The 20,413-nt window shown below is 44.0% G+C and carries 21 protein-coding genes; 16 read left to right on the top strand and 5 right to left on the bottom strand.

Annotated elements, in window-relative coordinates:
- Window positions 1-222: 222 nt before the first annotated feature.
- Together BQ4305_RS21385 and ltrA are read left to right on the top strand one after the other, a co-directional pair.
- Window positions 223-393 carry a hypothetical protein gene (locus BQ4305_RS21385; protein WP_199880500.1) on the top strand — a complete coding sequence of 57 codons (171 nt, stop codon included), beginning with the start codon at window positions 223-225 and terminating at the stop codon, window positions 391-393.
- Between the two features lie 158 nt (window positions 394-551).
- Window positions 552-1,811, top strand: coding sequence for a group II intron reverse transcriptase/maturase (ltrA, locus tag BQ4305_RS08280; RefSeq protein ID WP_110927384.1), 1,260 nt, complete (start codon window positions 552-554; stop codon window positions 1,809-1,811).
- Between the two features lie 373 nt (window positions 1,812-2,184).
- Here ltrA and BQ4305_RS08285 read toward each other — a convergent pair whose 3' ends face one another.
- A complete protein-coding gene (locus BQ4305_RS08285) occupies window positions 2,185-2,445 on the bottom strand; it encodes a DUF2624 family protein (protein ID WP_199880623.1) in 261 nt (86 codons plus the stop codon).
- Between the two features lie 160 nt (window positions 2,446-2,605).
- Here BQ4305_RS08285 and BQ4305_RS08290 point away from each other — a divergent pair, with 160 nt between their 5' ends.
- The 8 genes from BQ4305_RS08290 to BQ4305_RS08325 all read left to right on the top strand — a co-directional run bounded on the left by BQ4305_RS08290 (window position 2,606) and on the right by BQ4305_RS08325 (window position 10,326).
- On the top strand, window positions 2,606-3,349 hold the full coding sequence (locus tag BQ4305_RS08290) for a metal ABC transporter ATP-binding protein (protein ID WP_110927992.1): 744 nt from the start codon (window positions 2,606-2,608) through the stop codon (window positions 3,347-3,349).
- A gap of 17 nt (window positions 3,350-3,366) precedes the next feature.
- Window positions 3,367-4,200, top strand: a complete 834-nt coding sequence (locus BQ4305_RS08295; RefSeq protein WP_110927386.1) for a metal ABC transporter permease — start codon at window positions 3,367-3,369, stop codon at window positions 4,198-4,200.
- Between the two features lie 13 nt (window positions 4,201-4,213).
- Complete coding sequence (locus BQ4305_RS08300; protein ID WP_110927387.1) at window positions 4,214-4,630, top strand: Fur family transcriptional regulator; 417 nt, start codon at window positions 4,214-4,216, stop codon at window positions 4,628-4,630.
- Between the two features lie 365 nt (window positions 4,631-4,995).
- On the top strand, window positions 4,996-6,030 hold the full coding sequence (locus BQ4305_RS08305; protein WP_110927388.1) for an XdhC family protein: 1,035 nt from the start codon (window positions 4,996-4,998) through the stop codon (window positions 6,028-6,030).
- On the top strand, window positions 6,027-6,674 hold the full coding sequence (locus BQ4305_RS08310; RefSeq protein ID WP_110927389.1) for a nucleotidyltransferase family protein: 648 nt from the start codon (window positions 6,027-6,029) through the stop codon (window positions 6,672-6,674). The genes BQ4305_RS08305 and BQ4305_RS08310 overlap by 4 nt, the downstream gene beginning before the upstream one ends.
- On the top strand, window positions 6,664-7,563 hold the full coding sequence (locus BQ4305_RS08315; RefSeq protein WP_110927390.1) for an FAD binding domain-containing protein: 900 nt from the start codon (window positions 6,664-6,666) through the stop codon (window positions 7,561-7,563). The genes BQ4305_RS08310 and BQ4305_RS08315 overlap by 11 nt, the downstream gene beginning before the upstream one ends.
- A complete protein-coding gene (gene pucD / locus BQ4305_RS08320; protein ID WP_110927391.1) occupies window positions 7,553-9,814 on the top strand; it encodes a xanthine dehydrogenase subunit D in 2,262 nt (753 codons plus the stop codon). Before BQ4305_RS08315 ends, pucD begins: the two co-directional genes overlap by 11 nt.
- Entirely contained in the window at window positions 9,805-10,326 is a 522-nt protein-coding gene (locus BQ4305_RS08325; RefSeq protein WP_407640148.1) for a (2Fe-2S)-binding protein, read from the top strand. The genes pucD and BQ4305_RS08325 overlap by 10 nt, the downstream gene beginning before the upstream one ends.
- A gap of 125 nt (window positions 10,327-10,451) precedes the next feature.
- Here the strand turns inward: BQ4305_RS08325 and BQ4305_RS08330 are convergent, their stop codons facing one another.
- Window positions 10,452-11,018, bottom strand: a complete 567-nt coding sequence (locus tag BQ4305_RS08330; protein ID WP_199880624.1) for a 5' nucleotidase, NT5C type — start codon at window positions 11,016-11,018, stop codon at window positions 10,452-10,454.
- 180 nt (window positions 11,019-11,198) lie between these two features.
- Between BQ4305_RS08330 and BQ4305_RS08335 the strand changes: the two genes are divergently transcribed.
- Window positions 11,199-11,660, top strand: a complete 462-nt coding sequence (locus tag BQ4305_RS08335) for a DUF4190 domain-containing protein (protein WP_110927392.1) — start codon at window positions 11,199-11,201, stop codon at window positions 11,658-11,660.
- A gap of 108 nt (window positions 11,661-11,768) precedes the next feature.
- Here BQ4305_RS08335 and ispG read toward each other — a convergent pair whose 3' ends face one another.
- From ispG to BQ4305_RS08350, 3 genes are all read right to left on the bottom strand, one after another.
- Complete coding sequence (gene ispG, locus BQ4305_RS08340) at window positions 11,769-12,878, bottom strand: flavodoxin-dependent (E)-4-hydroxy-3-methylbut-2-enyl-diphosphate synthase (RefSeq protein ID WP_199880661.1); 1,110 nt, start codon at window positions 12,876-12,878, stop codon at window positions 11,769-11,771.
- Between the two features lie 123 nt (window positions 12,879-13,001).
- Window positions 13,002-13,334 (bottom strand): LysM peptidoglycan-binding domain-containing protein, encoded by a 333-nt coding sequence (locus BQ4305_RS08345; RefSeq protein WP_110927394.1) that lies wholly within the window; start codon window positions 13,332-13,334, stop codon window positions 13,002-13,004.
- Between the two features lie 66 nt (window positions 13,335-13,400).
- Window positions 13,401-13,556, bottom strand: a complete 156-nt coding sequence (locus BQ4305_RS08350) for an anti-repressor SinI family protein (RefSeq protein WP_110927395.1) — start codon at window positions 13,554-13,556, stop codon at window positions 13,401-13,403.
- A gap of 206 nt (window positions 13,557-13,762) precedes the next feature.
- Here BQ4305_RS08350 and BQ4305_RS08355 point away from each other — a divergent pair, with 206 nt between their 5' ends.
- The 5 genes from BQ4305_RS08355 (at window position 13,763) to BQ4305_RS08375 (ending at window position 20,409) form a co-directional block, all read left to right on the top strand.
- Window positions 13,763-14,248: a DUF456 domain-containing protein gene (locus tag BQ4305_RS08355; protein WP_110927396.1), complete on the top strand. Its 486-nt coding sequence runs from the start codon at window positions 13,763-13,765 to the stop codon at window positions 14,246-14,248.
- 146 nt (window positions 14,249-14,394) lie between these two features.
- Complete coding sequence (gene sodA / locus BQ4305_RS08360; protein ID WP_110927397.1) at window positions 14,395-15,003, top strand: superoxide dismutase SodA; 609 nt, start codon at window positions 14,395-14,397, stop codon at window positions 15,001-15,003.
- A 296-nt stretch (window positions 15,004-15,299) separates the two neighbouring features.
- Window positions 15,300-16,526 (top strand): MFS transporter, encoded by a 1,227-nt coding sequence (locus BQ4305_RS08365; protein ID WP_110927398.1) that lies wholly within the window; start codon window positions 15,300-15,302, stop codon window positions 16,524-16,526.
- Window positions 16,527-16,684: 158 nt separating this feature from the next.
- Window positions 16,685-18,811: a peptidoglycan D,D-transpeptidase FtsI family protein gene (locus BQ4305_RS08370; protein ID WP_199880662.1), complete on the top strand. Its 2,127-nt coding sequence runs from the start codon at window positions 16,685-16,687 to the stop codon at window positions 18,809-18,811.
- A 632-nt stretch (window positions 18,812-19,443) separates the two neighbouring features.
- Window positions 19,444-20,409, top strand: coding sequence for a PstS family phosphate ABC transporter substrate-binding protein (locus tag BQ4305_RS08375; RefSeq protein WP_110927400.1), 966 nt, complete (start codon window positions 19,444-19,446; stop codon window positions 20,407-20,409).
- Window positions 20,410-20,413 lie beyond the last annotated feature (4 nt).

Below are 20,413 nucleotides of genomic sequence, written 5' to 3' on the forward strand. Positions count from 1 at the left end.
TGCGCCCGGCATGGGTGCAGTCTATAGGGTGAGAGTCCCGAACCATGAAGGCAGTAGTAATGGTTAGCTTAACGCAAGGGTGTCTGTGGTGACGCAGAATCTGAAGGAAGCGAGCGGCAAACCTCCGGTCTGAGGAACACGAACTTCATATAAGGCTAGGTACCATTGGATGAGTTTGCACAACAAAACGAAGTCCTTACTGCCGAAGGTGGTACAGAGTAAATGAAGCAGATAGATGGAGGGAAAGACTGTACTCTTACCCGGGGAGGTCTGATTGGAACGCCAAGTTCCCTTGGTAACCTATCCAGCGATGGACAGCTGAACAATCAGAAGTCAGCCGAGGTCATAGTACCATTCCAACTCGAGATGGAATGGGAAGGACTGAACTATTAGGAAGAACGAGAACTAGGCATATAATTCCTGTATAGAAGCAGACAATCCGAAAGGACTTACTTGAAGGAGGAAGTGGTGAATTCCACAGGGGACTTCATGAGGGTGGAGCAGGAATAACATAATTAGATTTCTACGTTCACGTCGAAAGGAAATATCACATGTTAATGGATCTGATTCTGTCACGGGAAAACTTAATAGAAGCACTTAAACGTGTGGAGAAGAACAAAGGGAGTCACGGCATAGATGGAATGTCCGTAAAATCCCTACGAAGACATCTCTATGAGAACTGGGAAACTCTTTGTGATTCATTAAGGGAAGGTACCTATCAACCTAACCCAGTCCGTCGAGTCGAAATCCCGAAACCGAACGGTGGAGTAAGATTACTAGGAATACCTACCGTGACAGACCGGTTCATTCAACAGGCTATCGCCCAAGTTCTAACCCCACTTCTTGACCCAACCTTCTCAGAACATAGTTATGGGTTTAGACCAAATAGAAGAGGTCATGATGCGGTTCGTAAAGCAAGGGAATATATAAGTGAAGGTTATAGATGGGTGATTGACATGGACTTGGAGAAATTCTTTGATAGAGTCAATCATGATAAGTTAATGGGGATATTAGCAAGTAGAATCCAAGACCGGCAGGTCTTGAAACTTATACGGAAATATCTCCAAGCAGGAATTATGATGAATGGTGTAGTCTATGATGCAGAAGAAGGAACACCACAAGGAGGTCCACTGAGCCCCCTTCTTTCGAATATTCTTTTGGATAAACTTGATAAAGAGTTAGAAAGGAGAGGTCACAAGTTTGTCCGCTACGCCGATGATTGTAATATTTACATGAAATCGAAGAAAGCTGGAGAACGAGTGATGAACTCAATTACATGCTTTATTGAGCAGAAATTAAAGCTCAAAGTAAATAGAGAAAAGTCAGCAGTTGATCGCCCGTGGAAACGAAAGTTTCTTGGCTTTAGCTTTACGGTCAATAAGAAACCGAAGGTTCGAATAGCCAATGAAAGTATTAAAAGGCTTAAGGCTAAAATACGGGAGTTAACCTCCCGTTCTAAACAAATTCCTATGGAAGTTAGAATCGAGAAACTAAATCAATATCTAACGGGATGGTGTGGATATTTTGCATTGGCTGATACACCAAGTAAATTTAAAGAATTTGATGAGTGGATTAGACGGAGACTCCGTATGCTTGAATGGAAACAATGGAAGAAACCGAGGACAAGAATAAGAAAACTCAAAGGTCTAGGTGTCCCTGACCAAAAGGCATATGAATGGGGAAACTCCAGAAAGAAATATTGGAGAATAGCCTGTAGTCCAATCTTACACAAAACCCTCAATAACTTGTATTGGAGTCACCGAGGGTTGAAAAGTTTATATAATCGATATGAATTTCTGCGTCAAACTTAATGGAACCGCCGTATACCGAACGGTACGTACGGTGGTGTGAGAGGTCGGGGGTTAATCACCCCCTCCTACTCGATTGTATAGAAAAGACCGAAGGTCTGTAAGACAAAATCAGATTGTTTAAACGCCTCACCCGAAATGGAGAGGGGCAAGAAAGAAGCGTGTCAAAGGGAGACCCCCGCAGAGCACCGTGACGGCAACGAGAAGGCTTCCGCCGTCCGCGGAAAACAAGCCGGCCCCTGAAAGCGAAAATCACCCTCACAGCCCCTTTAAAGAAGAGATCATAGAAAACGTTCATTCACAGCACAAACCACCCGTTATCACGAGTGGTCTTGGAAATTGCTATATGAAACTTCCGTCTGGATATAAAGCTAACTTAAAAGTTGTTTGTCAGCTTTCTGAAAATCATCTCAATCTGCCTTGCCGTATCAACTCCGGTAATCGCTGCAATCTGGTTAATGACCTGCTGTCTCTGTCCAGCGTGAAAAATATTGATATTTTTCCCATTCAGCAGTTTTGTGATTTTTACCGCCTGATCCTGTGTCAAAGCTACCTGATGCTGACGGGCAAGCGCAAGCAGTTCATCTGGCTGGATATGATTAATTTTATGATTGACCATCATTTCAAATAATTTCACAGACTTCCCCCCTTTGTAGAACATATGAAGCACTAGTCAGTAACTGAACAGAAATGGGACTGATTTCTTTACAAGTCCGCTTCTTTCTTATATACTATTTTAGTAAATCGTAATCATTCTTAAAAAATAGGTGATACCATTGGAAAGAAAAGCAAATCCGATGATTAAAGTGAATCATCTCTCTTATAAATATTCGAAAGACCTCGTTCTGGAAGATGTTTCGCTTGAAGTGCCGAAGGGGGCTTTTTTAGCGCTTGTGGGACCGAATGGTTCGGGCAAGTCCACATTGTTAAAGCTGATGCTCGGACTTTTAAAGCCTCAGAAAGGCCAAATCGAGCTGTTTGGAGAAGAAGCAGGCCGGTTCAAAGATTGGCAAAAGGTCGGTTTTGTATCCCAAAAAGCCAATTCCTTTAATTCTGGATTTCCGGCAACTGTATTTGAAGTCGTTCAAAGCGGCCTGACAAAGAAAATTGGATTATTTAAATTCGCCGGCAAAGAAGAAAAGGCTAAGGTTATGGAAGCACTGGATTCAGTAGGAATGCTGGATTTCCGGCACCGCAATATTGGCGAATTGTCAGGCGGCCAGCAGCAGCGTGTGTTCATAGCGCGTTCTCTTGTCAGTGAGCCGGAATTGCTGATCCTGGACGAACCGACTGTTGGGGTAGATTCCAAAAACGTCCATCAATTTTATGAGATGCTGGAGATGCTCAATAAAAATTGGGGGATCACTTTGATTTTGGTCACTCATGAAGTAAGTGCAGTCACAGAAAAAGTGACGCATGTGGCCTGCCTGAATAAGAGGCTCCATTTTCACGGAGATGCCTCGGAGTATAATCAACTGAATGAAGAAGAGCTATCATCGATGCATGGACATGATGTTCAGCTCATCCATCATAACCATTAGATTTTGGAGGAAGCTGAATGTTATCGGGGATTTTACAATATGAATTTTTGCAGAATGCTTTCATTACAGGCATTATTATCGGCGTGCTCGCACCGCTTTTAGGTGTATTTGTCGTGGTCCGGCGGATGTCGATGATTGCCGATGCGCTGAGCCATGTGGCTCTTGCCGGCATCGCGTTCAGCCTTTTGCTTCAAAAAAGTTTTGTCAGTTTAGCCGGACTGAACCCGCTCTATATGGGGATGGCTTTTTCTGTAGCGGGATCACTTTTTATTGAAAAACTGAGAGGCATTTATAAGCATTATCAGGAACTGGCCATTCCAATTATTCTATCAGGAGGAATCGGGCTGAGTGTTATCCTGATATCCATTGCAGACGGCTTTAATGCTGATTTGTACAGCTATTTATTTGGAAGTGTCAGTGCAGTAAGCAGGAATGACCTGTTTCTTATCGTAGGTGTGGGGGCAGCTGTCGTCCTGACGCTGATTGCCTTATATAAGGAATTATTTTTGTTGTCATTTGATGAAGAGCACGCAAAGGCATCCGGCATCCCGTCTAAGGCCATTCATTTCATCTTTATTGTCATGGTAGCCTTGGTCATTGCCGCATCCATGAGAATTGTCGGCATCCTTCTTGTATCGTCTTTAATGACCCTGCCTGTTGCAGCCAGTTTACGGTTTGCCAGAGGGTTCAAGCAGATGATGGCTTTTTCCGTTCTTTTCGGTGAGCTGTCTGTCATCGGGGGATTGATCTTATCTTATCAATTGGATCTGGCTCCCGGCGGTACCATTGTTATGCTTGCTGTTCTCATCCTGGTTATTTCAATTCTGATCGATAAATGGAAATCACGATAAATGGGGTGTTCATTTGAACGTAACTGCTGCAATACAATTATTAAAGGAAAAAGGCTACAAGCACACAGGTAAAAGAGAAGAAATGCTTCAGCTTTTCTCTTCAAGTGATAAATATCTGACTGCCAAAGATGTTCTGGAAAGTCTGAAAAAAGATTACCCTGGATTGAGCTTTGACACCATATACCGGAATCTTTCACTGTTTGTCGATTTGGGGATTTTTGAGGCTACGGAATTGGAAGGCGAAAAACATTTCCGGTTTACCTGCGGCCACTCAGAGCACCATCATCACTTTATTTGTCTGGAATGCGGCAAGACAAAGGAAATTGAGACCTGTCCTATGAAAGAATTAGAAGACAGCTTAAAGGAATTTGATATTTCCGGCCATAAATTTGAAATATACGGCCGCTGTCCCGAATGCCACATCCAATAAAGCGAATTAAATATCATATGTAAGAGGCTGCATCAGAAAATTTTCAAGAATTCATGCAGCATAAGCAAAGAACCATCAAATTTTCTTTTTTTATAAAGAAATTTGATGGTTTTTATTTTTGACTGATATCTTTATTTATATAAATTCAGATAAAGATTGTAAGGAAATATAACAAAATCTATGTTAGGTATGGATTGAAGACTGAGGTTTTTGGAGAAAGAGTCACAGCCTTTCATAATTTTTATTTAAATTAAACAATGACAGACTTTTCAGATTTTGATATTATGTTAAGAAAACTACCATTAAATGTTATATCATATCAAAATAAAAAGCCTGAAATATTTTTTTGTACGGGAGGCGTGCTGATGGAATATATCCATACAATTATATCCTCACTCAAACGAGAGAAAGGGAGGAGCGTTTTAGCGACAATTATTGATGTTCAAGGTTCTGCTTATTTAAAGGAAGGGACATCTATGCTTTTTAAAGAGGATGGCGGACGAATCGGTTTGCTGAGCGCGGGATGCATGGAAGAAGATCTTGAGGCAAGGCTTTTGCCGGTGAAGGAATCACCTCTTCTGCTGAGCTATGACATGAGTGGAGATGATGATACTTTATGGGGGCAGGGAGCAGGCTGCAACGGTGTTCTGCATATTTGGGCAGAACCGGTGGACAATGAGCTGAAAAGACACTTGTTCGCTTTGCAGAAGTTTATGGAAGAAGGAACCGGTGTATTAGCAGTGAGAAAAATATCTGAAAATTCAATTAAAAATGAGTATGTCTTTTTGACGGATAATGGCCGGACTTTTGGCCGCTGTGACGAAGCATTGGCCAATCGAATAAAAGAGCTGCAGAAGCCCGATTTGAAAAGCGGTCTGCTTTGGGATGAGAAATTATCCGTCTGGCTGTTTACACATTATTATCAGCCGAAACCGAGGCTTATCATTTTTGGAGCCGGACCGGATGCGGAGCCTCTTGCTGCCTTGGCTTCTGCGACAGGGTTCTCTGTAATGGTAGCAGACTGGCGGGCGGCCAGGCTGACTCCTGAACATTTCCCGGGGGCCGATCAGTTCATCGAAGGTTTCCCGAATGAAAGTGTGAAGCAAATCAGGTTCCGAAGTGATGATTTAGTAGTCATTCAAACCCATAACTTCCAGAGAGATAAAGAATTGATTGAACACATGCAGAGGAAGGAGCTGGCTTATTTAGCTGTACTGGGATCGGAAAACCGGACTGCGCGTCTTTTGAGGGGAATAGAAGACAGACATTCGATTCGCTCTCCGGCCGGTCTGGCCATTGGGGCTAAGGGCCCTGAAGAGATTGCCGTCAGTATTGTTGCAGAATTAATTCAGACTGTTAGGATACCGCGGTCCTTGGAGGAAAAGGCGGCTTTGTCATGAGTACGGAGAAGGGCGGTGTTGTCGGGGTTTATTTAGCTGCCGGCAGCAGCCGAAGAATGGGGAGCAGCAAACTTCTCCTTCCTCTTGGGAAAAGCATGGTAGGCAATTTCGCGTTTGCAGCAGCTTTGGAATCAAAATTGGATCATCTTTTAGTCATCACACAGGCTGGGGATCCTCTCGATTGGATGAATCCGCTGTTTAAGGGAGGGAGAGTAGGGAGCAGGTGGACACAGAAAGAAAGCCTCGAGGCATGGAGAGGCCAGGCCTATTCTTTGAAAAAAGGGATTGAATGCGCCGTGCAGAGGGAGGCTGAAGCGGTGCTTCTTTTGCTGGCGGATCAGCCATTTGTCACAGCAGGTATGCTCAATGAACTGCTTTCGGTCTTTTATAAGGAAAAAAAACACGGAAAGGAATGGAGTTTCATTGCCTCCTTGCATCAGCAAATGGCCAGGCCGCCGGTGCTTTTTACAAAAAGGATGTTCCCAAATCTGCTTAAGCTTGAAGGGGATGAAGGGGCCAGGCAATTAATCAGAAACAGCAGGCATGACGGGAAATTTGTAGCTGTACAGGCAGAGCTCCCTTTTTATGATATCGATACACAGGCACAATATGAACATGCGAAAGGTTGGATGAATGATGACTAGGAATGCCTATTCGGTGTCTTTGGAGGCAGCATCGGTATGGATGCCGGAAACATGTGAAGAAGCCATGGAGCTGAAAAAGAAATACGGAAATGACGCCATATTTATCGCCGGGGGAACCTTTCTTCCATTAAAGTGGGAAAAAGGTATTCCGGTTCCAGAACATCTCATCAGCCTGGAGCGGATCAGCGGTTTTTCGGGGATCGGTACCAAGGTTTACGGCGGCATGGAATATCTGTCTTTAGGAGCGTTCATCACGCTTTCAAACTTAAAAAGGCATCCCTTGACCCCGAAGGAAATAAGGAATGCGGCGGGAGATATCGCTTCTCCGGCAGTCAGGAACCGGGGGACAATAGGCGGAAATATATCGGGAGGAACGGGTGATCTTCTCCCCTTGCTGTTTGTGCTGAACGCCAAGGCCAGCTTGTATGATTTCTCCTTTCACACTTCTATCAGGGACCTGCTTGCATGGCATAATGAAGGGATGACAAAGGAAGGCCTGCTGACAGAAATTCTTCTCCCCTCTCTTCCGGAATCCAGCCGGATATTCAGCCGGAAACTGGGGAGACGCGAGGCTTTCGTACCCTCCATCGTTACAGTCGCGGGGACTGTGGAATGCGGGCAGCCGGGGATCTGCACTGCTGTAAGAATAGCAGCGGGAGGCGGCGATACTCTTCCGAGGAGACTGTTTGAAACGGAAAAACTGCTTTTGGGAAAAGAAATAAAAGAATTGGATTGGAAGAACGTGTATTATGCCATATTGGACGAATATGACCCGGTGCCTGATGCCTATTCATCGGCAGCTTACCGCAAAAAAGCAGCCGCAAACCTTATCGTTTCTAATTTGCAAATCAAACTGCAGGAGGAAGGGAGCGGGAACGATGGTCTTTAATATTGGAGAAAGAAAGGATCGAACCCGGCCGGACGGCCAACAGAAGGTAACGGGCAGTCTTCATTATCTAACCGATTTATCTTTTGAAGGGATGCTGCACGGAAAGATCCTGCGAAGTCCCTATCCTCATGCCAGGATTACAGGGATCCATATCGAAGAAGCAGAAAAGCTGCCCGGGGTTGCTGCAGTGATTACCTCAAAAGATGTTCCCGGTCTCAACCGTTTTGGTATTGTGTTCCCCGATCAGCCGGTTTTATGCGAAGAAAGGGTGCGGTATACAGGAGATGCTGTTGCAGCTGTAGCTGCGGAAACTGAAACTATTGCTCTAAAAGCACTGGAGCTGATTAAAGTTGAATATGAGGAGCTTCCTGTCCTGGATACTCCGGAGAAGGCCCTTCGGCCTGATGCTATTAAGCTTCATCCAGATGGCAACATTCTTCATAAAGCATCCTATCATAAAGGGAATCTTCAGGATGGATTTTCACAATGTGTGCAGATAGTGGAGGAAACCTATGAATTGCCGCGGCAAATGCATGCCTATATGGAAACCGAGGGCGGAGTTTTCTGTCCGGAGCCAGACGGAACCATCACGGTGTATGCCGGAACCCAGCATGGTTTCAAGGACCGCTTTCAGCTTTCACGGATTTTGGCCGTTCCTGAAGAAGAAATCCGGATTGTTTCCAGTCCTATGGGCGGTTCTTTCGGAGGAAAAGATGAATTGAATATTCAGCCCTGCGGCGTATTGCTGGCAAGAAAAGCGAATCGTCCCGTAAAGATTCACCATACAAGAAAGGAATCGCTCAAAGCAGGTTTAAAACGGCATCCCATGAAAATCCGCATGAAGACTGGAGCAGATGCGGGCGGGAAGATTCAGGCTCATGAAGCTGAAATTATTGCAGATACGGGAGCTTATGCGACATTGGGACCGGCTATCCTTGACTTTGCCGTAGAGCATGCATCAGGACCTTACATCATTCCGAATGCAGGGATTGAAGGGGTGTCTGTTTTTACGAATAACGGTGTTTCAGGAGAGTTTAGGGGGTTTGGGGGCAATCAAGTAACATTTGCTTTAGAAGGCCAGATAGACAGGCTGGCGGAAGCATTGAAGCTGGATCCGGCTGAACTGAGAAGGAGGAATATCCGCGGCACGCATGACAGAGGACCGTTAGGCCATAGGATCGTCCCGACGAATGGAGCACGAGATGTCTTGGAGGAGATTATCCAGTTGGATCAAAAGCGCCGTACAGAAAGAAAACAGCCGGAGCAATGGAAACGAAAAGGAACGGGAATTGCTATTACAATGCATGGAGGCGGGCTTGGGCATGGAAGGATGGATCCCGCAGGCGGCAGACTGTCCTTAACGAAAGAAGGGAAAATAGAAGCTGGTTTTGGTTTTGAAGAATGCGGGCAGGGGCTGGTTGCGGTCATTGAAAACATTGTTTCTGAAGAAATGGGCTGTTTGCCGGAAGAGGTCAGTATCTTAATTGGCGATACGGCGGCCGTGCCGGTATCTGGATCATCGACTGCATCAAGAGGAACAGCCATGGTCTGGCATTCCGTTCAAAAAATGAAACAGCCATTTAGTCAGCTGTTATCCCGAAAAGCGGGCGAACTCCTGGGAATCGATCCGGACCGGCTTTGTACTGGAAAAGGCGGACTGTGGGATCGTATATCTGCACAGCAGGTGATTACCTATAAAGAACTGGGTCAGCACAGCACAGACCGAATCTCTGTTCAGACCGGCTTTGATTTTCCGGTGACACCGGACCCTGTAGCCGGAGGCCATTATTTATACAGTTTTGGCAGTGTGCGGGTGGCAGTGGAGGTGGATATGCTGACTGGGCAAGTGAAAGTAACGGATATCGACCAGGTGATTGCAGCAGGACCGGTGATCAGCCCGAATGGGTACAGGGGACAGATTGAAGGAGGAGCGGTGATGTCATTAGGATACACCCTGATGGAGCATGCCGTTATGGAAAACAGTGTCTATCAAACGGAAAATTTCGATTCTTACCTGATTCCAAGCATAGCGGATGTGCCTTTCCATTCAAATGTATGGGCGGTAGAAGATTTATGCGAAGGGGATCATTACGGCCCGAGAGGAATCGGGGAGATTGGCACGATCGCCATCATTCCGGCGATTGTGAAAGCCATTCATGATGCAACGGGCATTTGGGTACAAAGTCTTCCCGTTTCGCCGGAAGTTCTGCTGGATCAACTTAATGAGAAGGGGGTGCTTTCATGGACGTGAAAGATCAGACGGCAATGGGCAGTTCTGATGAGAAGCTTGGCATGATGGCTATTTCTTTTTATGTCAATGGGAAGCATCATACTGTAAAGGTGAAAGCCGCATCACGAGTAGCAGATCTATTGCGGGATGAGTTATTACTGACGGGCACAAAAGTAGGCTGCGGAATTGGCAGATGCGGCGCCTGCTCAATCTTGGTAGACGGGCAGCTGGCGAATGCCTGCCTGCTGATGGCCTATCAAATCGATGGAAAACACATTACTACAATCGAAGGCTTGGGCGGTGAATCCCTTCATATGATTCAGCAGGCTTTTTTACAGGAAGGCGGATTTCAATGCGGGTATTGTACATCCGGAATGATTATGGCAGTGAAGGCACTCACGGACAAGGTTCCTTGTCCGGATGAATCGGACATAAAGGAAGCACTGGCCGGCAATCTTTGCCGGTGCACAGGATATGGAGGGATTGTTCGGGCAGTGAAATGCCTGTCACATATTCGAAAAGAAGAGGAATGAATAGGTGAAAGGCCTGCAGCAAACACAGATAAATTGGCTGCAGGCCTTTTGCATGCTTATAAAAGCTTGCAGCTTACCTGGAGCGTAAAAGGGCATGAAGAGCAGGGATTGCAGCCCTTACAATGTTATGTATTCAGCCACTTCTTTACCCACAATCCAGCTTCAGTCCAGGAATTGATGCGGATTACTCCTTCCGGAACAGGATCCTGATTATACGGTGTGTTAAAGAGAAGGACAGGTATCTGACATTCTTCACAGATGGCTACCGCATTGTCATGCTTATCCTCAAGGAATAAATCGACCGAATATTTTTTAGCGGCGGCTATTTTGTCATGCGAACCAATAAGCTCAATCTGGTGATAGTTCAATTCGTTTGCAGTGAACCACTTCTGAGTAACCTCAAATAGCTTATAGTCCCGGGCGCTGATAAAATACAAGTCGGCAATGTCTGCCCATTGATGCAGAATATCTTTGGCTCCTTCGGCCATTTGGGATTCTGCATAGATAATCGGTTCATTTTCAATAAACCATTTCCTGAAATCTTCTTTCGGGACATTCACAAAAGGATAAAATTCATATTGGTTGATGTCCTCATAGGTGAGATTTAATTGGAAAGCTTTGTTTAAGTAAGGAACAAAAGTGTCCGGACGGGTTACAGTGCCGTCGATATCAATGCCAAACCGTTTCTTCATGCTGATACAGCTCCTTAGGTTCATAATTCAAAATAAGTGTATCATAAAAGCTTATGTTCATAAAAAACCTTTATGTGAAGTGGAGGTTTTTGTAAAAGAATGAAAGTATTTTCACGTTGCTTTTCTCCCTTTCGGAAATACTAAAAAGGCTCCTACTAAAGAAAGGGAGGATTGTCAAAAATGGATGAAACACGTACTTCCGGAATGAGTGAAAAGTCTGGATCAGAAGATACGGCTGTCACCTCATTCGATGACCAGAAGCATGAGCGCTATTACAATGAATCCGATCCTGCGGATAACCGCAGTTTTGAAGGAGAAAAACGCACTTCCGGCACAAGACCGAATGGAACGTACAGGGAGGAAACATCGGCAGAATTGTCCGCTCCCGTTCAGAGGGAATACGGAAAATCCAGAGATACAGAAGAGGCACCGTCTGCAGCCAACAGCGGAATGGGATGGGGGCTCGCTGCTTTGGCAGCATCCATTCTCTCTTTGTTTATGGTTCCGTTTATTTTAGGGATCGTAGGCATCGTCGTTGGTTTCGTCGCCCGGAGCAAAGGGGCAAAAAGCATGGGAGCCTGGGCGATCGGGATCGGGATAGCTTCTATATTGACAGCCGTTTTTATCATGCCTTTCTTTTAGAAAAGAAAAAAGCTTGAATCCGAATGGGTCCAAGCTTTTTCTTGTTTTCCTGACAAGGAGAGACAGCAGAAAAAGACATCGGAAACTTATTTCCCGATGTCTTTATTTTTAGACGGTTTGGCCGTTTTGTTCTGCTTCCAGTCTCTGTTTTTCATAGTATTCTTCGGCAATTTTGTCGATTTCTTTTTTCAGTTCTTCGACCATTGTTTCTTCCGGAACCTTTCGGACAATCTTTCCTTTTCGGAAAAGAAGACCTTCGCCGCGTGCTCCGGCAATTCCGATATCAGCTTCCCTGGCTTCACCGGGACCATTAACGGCACAGCCGAGTACAGAAACCTTGATAGGTGCCTTAATGGTTTGAATGTACTCTTCTACTTCATTAGCGATTGAGATTAAGTCGATTTCAATCCTTCCGCATGTAGGGCATGAAATCAAAGTAGCCATATTGGATGCAAGACCGAATACTTTTAAAAGTTCCCGGGCCACTTTTACTTCCTCTACAGGGTCTGCGCTTAAAGAAACGCGAAGAGTGTTTCCGATTCCTTTGCTGAGGATGGCTCCAAGACCTGCAGCACTTTTTACGGTACCTGAGAAAAGTGTGCCGGATTCAGTGATTCCCAAATGAAGCGGGTAATCAAAGGCCTTTGCTGCTTTTTCGTAAGCTTCAATGGCTAAGTTGACATCTGATGCTTTCATGGAAACGATAATGTTATGAAAATCAAGATCTTCTAAAATCTGAATGTGATGCAGAGCACTTTCAACCATTCCGTCGGCTGTTGGGTAGCCATATTTTTCGATTATCCGCTTTTCAAGGGAACCTGCATTGACGCCAATACGGATTGGAACCCCTTTTGCTTTAGCTGCTTTTACAACCGCTTCTACTTTTTCACGGCGTCCGATATTTCCAGGATTAATCCGGATTTTATCAGCGCCGCCTTCAATTGCCTTCAAAGCAAGTTTATAATCAAAATGAATATCCACAACGAGCGGGATATGAATGCGTTTCTTGATTTCAGGGATAGCTTCAGCCGCTCTTTCATCCGGACAGGCAACACGGACAATCTGGCAGCCTGCTTCTTCAAGGCGCAAAATTTCGGCAACAGTCGCTTCGACATCATGTGTCTTTGTTGTTGTCATACTTTGGATAATGACTTCGTTATTACCGCCGATGGTTAAGTTTCCTACTTTTATTGGTCTGGTTTTTGTACGATGTATGATTTCACTCACGTGGAAATTCTCTCCTTTAGGAAATAGATCGAGTTTAAATTAGCTTGTTCACTTTGCTATTGTATCAATGTTGAGTGCCAGTTGACAAGAAAATGGATGTTTCGCTCTTCCAAATTACTTATAAACGGGGATCTTGTACCTTTTTCCAATCTGGATATCTTCTGGCTTTGTACCTTCATTTAATGACTGGAAGTCGTCAATCATCTGCTCTATTTCAGGAGCGGCGGATCCATTTTGCTTTTCTATTAAAGACAGCAGTGTATCTCCCGGTTTGATTTCCTGCACTTTAAACGGTATTGTACTCTCGGATGCCTGGCGGGAAGCCGGAACGGATGTATTTGGATTTTCGGCAATGCCGGTAGCGGCCGGCAATGTTCCGTTTGTCAGGTCAAAATATATGATATAAAGAAGGAAACCTAGCGAGATAAAAAAAAGTAACCGTTTCATCCATCATCCTCCAGAGCCATTTATCGCTATATATATGGAGGAAGGCTGTCCATTATGCTAAAAAATTCAGCGTTCAGCCTTTACACGATGGTTTGCCCCGCGTTCGGGGGAAGGAAGCAGATGCAGTTTGAGAAATTGCCGGATTTCTTCTATTGTTATTCCGAGCCGTCTTGCTTCTGAAAGTAACAGCAGCCATTCTATATCTTGTTTGGTTTGTTTCATTCTTTTTTACCCCTCCCATACTCATTGCTTATAAGTATAGTGAATAATCCGGAAGGAACCTGTCGATTTGAGGGATGTCTGAAAAATAATTAGGAAGGGCATGAAAGTTTTTATGGACACGCGTTTATCATGTACGTATTTAGGGCAATGATGGATTATTATGTTCTATTGGAAAAAAAGCATATATACAGGAAGGGGGTTTTGGAGTGGATACACTATTTTGGTCGATTATCATTTTAATGTTTGCTATTGGTTTTATAGGGCTAATCTTTCCGATTATCCCAAGTGTCCTGTTTATTTTCATTGGAATCATACTTTATGGTTTTTTCTATTCATTCGAGCCTTTTAATTGGTTTTTCTGGACCGTTCAGATCTTATTTGTCATTTTATTGTTTGCAGCAGATTATGTTGCCAATTTAATGGGTATAAAAAGGTATGGAGGTTCCAAGGCAGCAATTTGGGGCAGTACGATTGGCATTGTGGCCGGCCCGTTTGTGATTCCGTTTCTTGGCATTCTGATCGGACCGTTCATCGGAGCGATACTGGCCGAACTTCTTGTTCACAGAAAAGACCTGCGGACAGCTGCAAGAGTCGGCTTTGGCTCTGTAATCGGCTTTGTAAGCAGTGTTCTTACAAAAGGAATCATCCAGCTTTTGATGGTTGCTTATTTCCTTTATGCCGTTTTTGGGTAAGCGGCGAATCCTGTCTAAAAAAATCTCCGTGACAAGCCCTTACGTTTGAAACAAAGGAAAAATTTTGATACTCTTAAATTAACGTGCCGGGCGGTTAAAAGACCGATGGCATGAAAAAAACTGAGATACATAGGGAGGAATTATTCATGGCATTTGAACTACCGCAATTACCATATGCTTATGACGCATTGGAGCCACACATCGACAAAGAAACAATGAACATTCATCACACAAAACACCATAACACGTATGTGACAAACCTAAACGCAGCTTTGGAAGGCAACGAAGAACTTTCAAGCAAAAGCGTTGAGGAAGTTATTGCGAACCTGGATGCTGTTCCTGAATCAGCGCGCACTGCGGTACGCAACAATGGCGGCGGACATGCTAACCACTCATTGTTCTGGCAAATTCTTTCTCCAAACGGCGGCGGACAGCCAACTGGCGAATTAGCTGATGCAATCTCTTCTAAATTCGGAAGCTTCGACGCTTTCAAAGAACAATTTGCAAAAGCTGCTGCAACTCGCTTTGGCTCAGGCTGGGCTTGGCTTGCTGTTAATAACGGCGAACTAGAAATCACAAGCACACCAAACCAAGACTCTCCAATCATGGAAGGCAAAACGCCAATCCTAGGTTTGGATGTTTGGGAACATGCTTATTACCTTAACTACCAAAACCGCCGTCCTGAATACATCAATTCTTTCTGGAATGTTGTAAACTGGGATGAAGTAGCAAAACGTTACAGCGCGGCAAAATAATTTATTTTGCTTAGCTAAACAGGAATCCTTTCTTACAAAGGGTTCCTGTTTTCGTTTGCGAGGGTATCGGGTTTCCCGATCCCTTTTTTTATTAAGAAGAACTATTTCATACGATAAACCCTGCGGAGAAGCACGGCAGGCGAGATTCCAAAGAAACGGGCCATTTTTGGAATCAATTGTAAGGCCGCTATTTTCAGCAGAAAAAACGAGTGTAAAAGAATGGTAAAATCTGTCCCCGTACATAATTGCCCTGTTTGTATCAAAGAATAGGGTGTAATCAAAAGGGGAGTTATATCATGACGATTTTACATAACCTGCTGAATAAGCTCTCGGCAAACCGGGAATTGTATTTGCTCTTGCTGATCGGCGGGATTTACAGTTTGAGTATTGCTTTATCGAATACGTTCGTGAATGTATACCTTTGGAAGCAATCCGGAGAAATTTTAGATCTGGCCTTTTATAACCTTATGGTTGTCCTTGTGCAGCCTGTTACCTTTGTTTTCGCAGGCAGGCTGGCTAAGAAGGCGGACAGGACGATTGTTCTTCGGCTCGGTGTTATTTTTCTTGCTGCTTTTTATCTGTCTGTTCTTTTTGTCGGGGACAGGGCCACTGATTTTTTATGGCTTCTCGGAGCGCTTCTGGGTGTTGGCTACGGTTTTTACTGGCTGGCTTTTAATGTTCTGACCTTTGAAATTACGGAACCGGAGACAAGAGATTTTTTTAATGGGCTCCTTGGTGCCATGTCATCAGGGGCTGGGATGGCCGGACCGATATTATCGGGTTTTATTATTACTCTATTTAAGGGAAATGCCGGGTATACCTTTGTGTTCGGGTTATCGCTGCTTTTGTTTTTTTCAGCCGTCCTGCTCAGCTTTTCATTGAAGCGGAGACCGGCTCATGGGAAGTTTTCTTTCGTCAGGATCATCCAGGAACGGAGACATGATCGGAATTGGCGGCTGGTCACTTCTGCCCACTTTTTTCAGGGATTGCGTGAAGGGATTTTCGTATTTGTTATTTCCATCCTCATTTATTTACAGACGAGCAGTGAACTTGCTTTAGGAAGCTATGGTCTTTTAAGCTCCCTGATTTCTTTTATTGCCTATTATTTTGCTTCAAGGCTGATTAAAGAGCCGATGCGGAAGAAGGCTATATTGGCTGGGGGATTGCTTTTATATGCAGCCGTCATTTTAATTACTGTACGCCTGTCTTTCGTCACTCTCCTCATTTACGGCTCCTTGATTTCGCTTGCCTATCCTGTGCTCCTGGTCCCGTATATTTCCCTGACTTATGATGTAATAGGGAATGCCTGGAAGGCTACTGAAATGAGAATTGAATACATTGTGGTCAGAGAGCTTTTCGTACATCTCGGAAGGATTGTGTCTATCGTTGGTTTTATCCTGTTTACGGCTTTTTTCGAGGCGAAGGAATATTTGCCGTTTTACCTGCTTTTTGCTGGGGCTGGACATCTATGTATTTATTTTTTCATTCGGAAAGTTCGTTTTTCAGAGGGCGTAAAAGCATAATTTGTGAAAATGTATAATTTTTCAAGTAGAAGATTGTAGAAAAAGCTGCCAACTTTCTATAAAATGAATAGTATTGTTCAAGGATTAAGGAAAAGGTGTGTGGCTTCAGTTTGAAAAAAAAGAAAAAGAAAAAAACGCATGTTCCTTTTAGGTTAAATATGGTCTTTTTGGTTGTCTTTCTATTATTTTCCGTATTGATCTTGCGGCTCAGCTTCGTGCAAATTGTGTATGGGGATGAGTATCTCAGAGAAGTGGAAAGAACGGAAGAAGTAACGGTGAATAATGCAGTGCCGCGGGGTAAAATGTATGATAGGAACCTTAAGGTGATGGTGGATAATAAACCGCTGGATGCAATCACTTATACGAGAAAACAAGGAACGAAACCTAAAGAGATGCTTGAGACGGCTGAAAAGCTGGCTGACTTAATCGAAAAGGAACCAGATAAAGTTACGGAGAGAGATAAGAAGGATTTTTGGATTTTGTTACACCCTAAGCAGGCCGAGAAGAAAATTACAGATAAAGAAAGGGCTAAGGTAACAGAAGGGGAGCTTGAACAAAAGGATTTGTATAATCTGCAGCTCGACAGAATCACGAAGAAGGAATATGATTCCTTCAGCGATAAGGAGCTTGAGGTACTTGCGATTTATCGTGAATTTGCAGGAGGATATGCCCTGACTCCGCAAATTGTGAAGAATAAAGATGTTTCAAAAGAAGAGTTTGCCAAGGTAAGTGAAAACCTTGATTCACTGCCTGGTGTGGATATTATGACAGACTGGGATCGGTACTATACGTACAATAAAACCTTAAAGTCAGTGCTTGGCAAGGTTTCTTCCTCTGAAGAAGGTCTTCCGAGCGACAGCCTGGACTACTATTTGGCAAGGGATTACAGCCGGAATGACCGGGTAGGGAAAAGTTATATTGAAGCAGAATATGAAGATGTTCTTCAGGGAACAAAGGCTAAAATCCGCAATGTGACTGACAAATCGGGCAATGTTGTCGATTCAGAAGTTATCACCGAAGGCCAGCGCGGAAAAGACCTGGTTTTGACCATTGATATGGATCTCCAGCTGGCTACAGAAGAAATCCTTGAAAAGCATCTGATTGCCAAGAAAAAGATGGGGAATACGAAATTCCTTGATCGAGCATTTGCTGTCATGATGGATCCGAAGACAGGTGAAATCCTGACGATGGCGGGTAAGCAGTATGTCAAGGATAAAGAAACAGGAAAAGCTTCTATCGAAGACTTTGCGCTTGGGAATATTACAACCTCTTATGCAATGGGCTCTTCTGTAAAAGGAGCAACAGTATTGACCGGGTACCAGCAAGGCGCCATTAAGCCCGGCAGTTATTTCTATGATACAAAATTGAAAATCAAAGGAACTCCTGAAAAAGGTTCCTATAAGAATTTCGGAAACATTAATGATCTGACCGCATTAAAAGTGTCCTCCAACGTGTATATGTTCCGTACAGCGATTAATATTGCCGGCGGACACTATGTCATGAATAAGCCGCTTGATATCGATACTTCGGCGTTTTCTACCATCCGGAACTCCTTTGCTCAGTTTGGCCTGGGTGTCCGTACAGGAATTGATCTGCCGAATGAGATGGCCGGCTTTAAAGGATCTGAAACTTCTCCCGGTAAGCTTCTGGACCTTGCTATCGGCCAATATGATACGTATACACCGATGCAGCTTGTCCAGTATGTCTCAACGATTGCAAATGGCGGGAACAGGATGCAGCCGCATATGGTGAAAGAAATCCGTGATCCTGAGGATGATAACGAAGCACTTGGTCCGATAGCAGAAGAAATGAAACCGACTGTCCTGAATCGAATTGAGATGAAGAGTGAATGGATTGAACGGGTACAGCAAGGGTTTGAAAAGGTTGCTCAGGAATCGGGGGGAACTGCCTATACGTGGCTGGGCGGAAAATCCTATCACGCTGCTGCCAAAACAGGGACAGCTGAATCTTTCTATGATGGTCCAGACCGTGAAAAATATGACGAACCACAGGAAACGATGAACCTGACGCTGGTTGGCTATGCACCTTCTGAGAACCCGGAAGTAGCGTTTGCTGTTGTAGTTCCATGGGCATATCAGGGGCACAGCGGCCACAGCATGAATAAGGAAATCGGCGAAGAAATCCTGGATAAGTATTTCGAACTGAAAAAAGAACGTGCCAAAGAAGATAATGAACAGTCAACAACTAAAACAGAGGTCAATAACGGCAAGGACGTTCAAGAAGAACAAAAAGAAATAAGAGACAGTCAGAAAAAAGAAGACTAATAGAATAGCTTTCTGCACTAAGCAGGGAGCTTCAGATTGTGGCAAAAGGCATTGAGAGGAGAGACCCCCCTTTCTATGCCTTTTGTCACTTATGGATGGAATTGCAGGTGAAATCCGTTGATATCCAAGTCAAGTGGCTTTTTTAAAACACCCCAAAAAGTGTAAGCATATCTGTTAAAGCCCTCGTAAGGCTGTCCATCGTATACCATGCTTTTGCTGCCGGGGTCGCCAGCCTCCGTTCCAATCAACTTTAATAACGGATTCTTGTCTGCTGACCATATCCTCTTAAATTCTACACCTGGAAAAGCAAGTGCTAACTAAGCGTAAGTTTGATAAAAAACAGTTCTGATCTCCATCTTTTCACCTGCTGCCTCAAGTAAAGAAGAAGACTAAAAAAACCTGATATTGTATGCTTCTCCTCCATCTGAACTACTGCGGAATCCCCCGGATTTGGACTTTTGAATGGATATTTTTGGGCGGATGTCTCTGTTTTATGGGACCATTTTCGCAGAAATTAACGAAATCGATACACGTCATTTACAGAATATTAACAAATCATTCAAACCCCGTTTACAGAGGTTAAGTAAGATGAATGTGTAGACAAGATAAACACTATCTCAGGGGGTTTTAAAATGAAACGATACAAGCAGGTAGCAATGACAGCCGTAATGGGCGGAGTACTAGCAATCACAGCAGGATGCGGAGATAATGATGCTTCATCTGACAAGTCAGGAAATTCTGCAGGCGGTCAGCTGAAAGGGGAAGTCATTCAAGACGGATCGTCCACTGTTTTCCCAATCATGGAAGCAGTTGCTGAAGAATATATGGCAGAACAGCCGGATGTGAAAGTTTCTGTCGGTGCTTCCGGGACAGGCGGCGGTTTTGAGAAATTCATCCAGAAAGAGACCGATCTGAGCAACGCTTCCCGGCCTGTGAAAGACGAAGAAAAGAAACTCCTGGAAGACAATGGCGTGGATTACACGGAACTGAAACTTGCTTACGATGGAATATCCATCGTTGTAAATAAAGAGAATGACTTCATTGATCATTTAACAGTTGAAGAATTAAAAGAAATCTGGATTGATGATAACGGCAAAGAGAAGAAATGGTCTGATATCCGCTCTGATTGGCCGGATGAGCCGATTAAATTCTATTCACCGGGAACCGACTCAGGCACATATGACTACTTCAATGAAGTCATCCTGGAAGAAAAACCGATGGTAGAAAATGCAACACTTTCAGAAGATGATAACGTATTGGTCAAAGGTGTAGAAGGGGATAAAAATGCGATTGGACTCTTCGGATATGCTTATTATGCTGAAAACAAAGACCAGCTGAAAGTTGTGCCGATTGATAATGGAGAAGGCGCTGTTGAACCGAATCACGAAACAATCAAAAACGGAGATTATGCTCCACTATCCAGACCACTCTTCACTTATGTATCTAACAGTGCGTTTAAAGATAAAGAACAAGTAGCGGATTATACAAGATTTGCGATTGAAAACGCAAGTGAACTGGCTGAAGAAGTAGGCTATATCAGTTTAGAACAAGAGGATTATGATAAAGATCTTGAACTATTGGACGAACTTGAAAAGTAATTCT

Origin of the sequence: Bacillus massiliglaciei (genome assembly GCF_900098925.1) — a bacterium.
GTDB classification, from domain to species: Bacteria; Bacillota; Bacilli; order Bacillales; family DSM-1321; genus Peribacillus; species Peribacillus massiliglaciei.

Coding starts and splice junctions, on each gene's coding strand:
- BQ4305_RS08325 (WP_407640148.1), top strand. CDS start 9,805: ATGGACGTGAAAGATCAGACGGCAATGGGCAGTTCTGATGAGAAGCTT.
- sodA (WP_110927397.1), top strand. CDS start 14,395: ATGGCATTTGAACTACCGCAATTACCATATGCTTATGACGCATTGGAG.
- BQ4305_RS08330 (WP_199880624.1), bottom strand. CDS start 11,018: ATGAAGAAACGGTTTGGCATTGATATCGACGGCACTGTAACCCGTCCG.
- ltrA (WP_110927384.1), top strand. CDS start 552: ATGTTAATGGATCTGATTCTGTCACGGGAAAACTTAATAGAAGCACTT.
- BQ4305_RS08290 (WP_110927992.1), top strand. CDS start 2,606: ATGATTAAAGTGAATCATCTCTCTTATAAATATTCGAAAGACCTCGTT.
- BQ4305_RS08310 (WP_110927389.1), top strand. CDS start 6,027: ATGAGTACGGAGAAGGGCGGTGTTGTCGGGGTTTATTTAGCTGCCGGC.
- BQ4305_RS08335 (WP_110927392.1), top strand. CDS start 11,199: ATGGATGAAACACGTACTTCCGGAATGAGTGAAAAGTCTGGATCAGAA.
- pucD (WP_110927391.1), top strand. CDS start 7,553: ATGGTCTTTAATATTGGAGAAAGAAAGGATCGAACCCGGCCGGACGGC.
- BQ4305_RS08350 (WP_110927395.1), bottom strand. CDS start 13,556: ATGAAACAAACCAAACAAGATATAGAATGGCTGCTGTTACTTTCAGAA.
- BQ4305_RS08365 (WP_110927398.1), top strand. CDS start 15,300: ATGACGATTTTACATAACCTGCTGAATAAGCTCTCGGCAAACCGGGAA.
- BQ4305_RS08375 (WP_110927400.1), top strand. CDS start 19,444: ATGAAACGATACAAGCAGGTAGCAATGACAGCCGTAATGGGCGGAGTA.
- BQ4305_RS08295 (WP_110927386.1), top strand. CDS start 3,367: ATGTTATCGGGGATTTTACAATATGAATTTTTGCAGAATGCTTTCATT.
- BQ4305_RS08305 (WP_110927388.1), top strand. CDS start 4,996: ATGGAATATATCCATACAATTATATCCTCACTCAAACGAGAGAAAGGG.
- BQ4305_RS08315 (WP_110927390.1), top strand. CDS start 6,664: ATGATGACTAGGAATGCCTATTCGGTGTCTTTGGAGGCAGCATCGGTA.
- BQ4305_RS08370 (WP_199880662.1), top strand. CDS start 16,685: ATGGTCTTTTTGGTTGTCTTTCTATTATTTTCCGTATTGATCTTGCGG.
- BQ4305_RS08345 (WP_110927394.1), bottom strand. CDS start 13,334: ATGAAACGGTTACTTTTTTTTATCTCGCTAGGTTTCCTTCTTTATATC.
- BQ4305_RS21385 (WP_199880500.1), top strand. CDS start 223: ATGAAGCAGATAGATGGAGGGAAAGACTGTACTCTTACCCGGGGAGGT.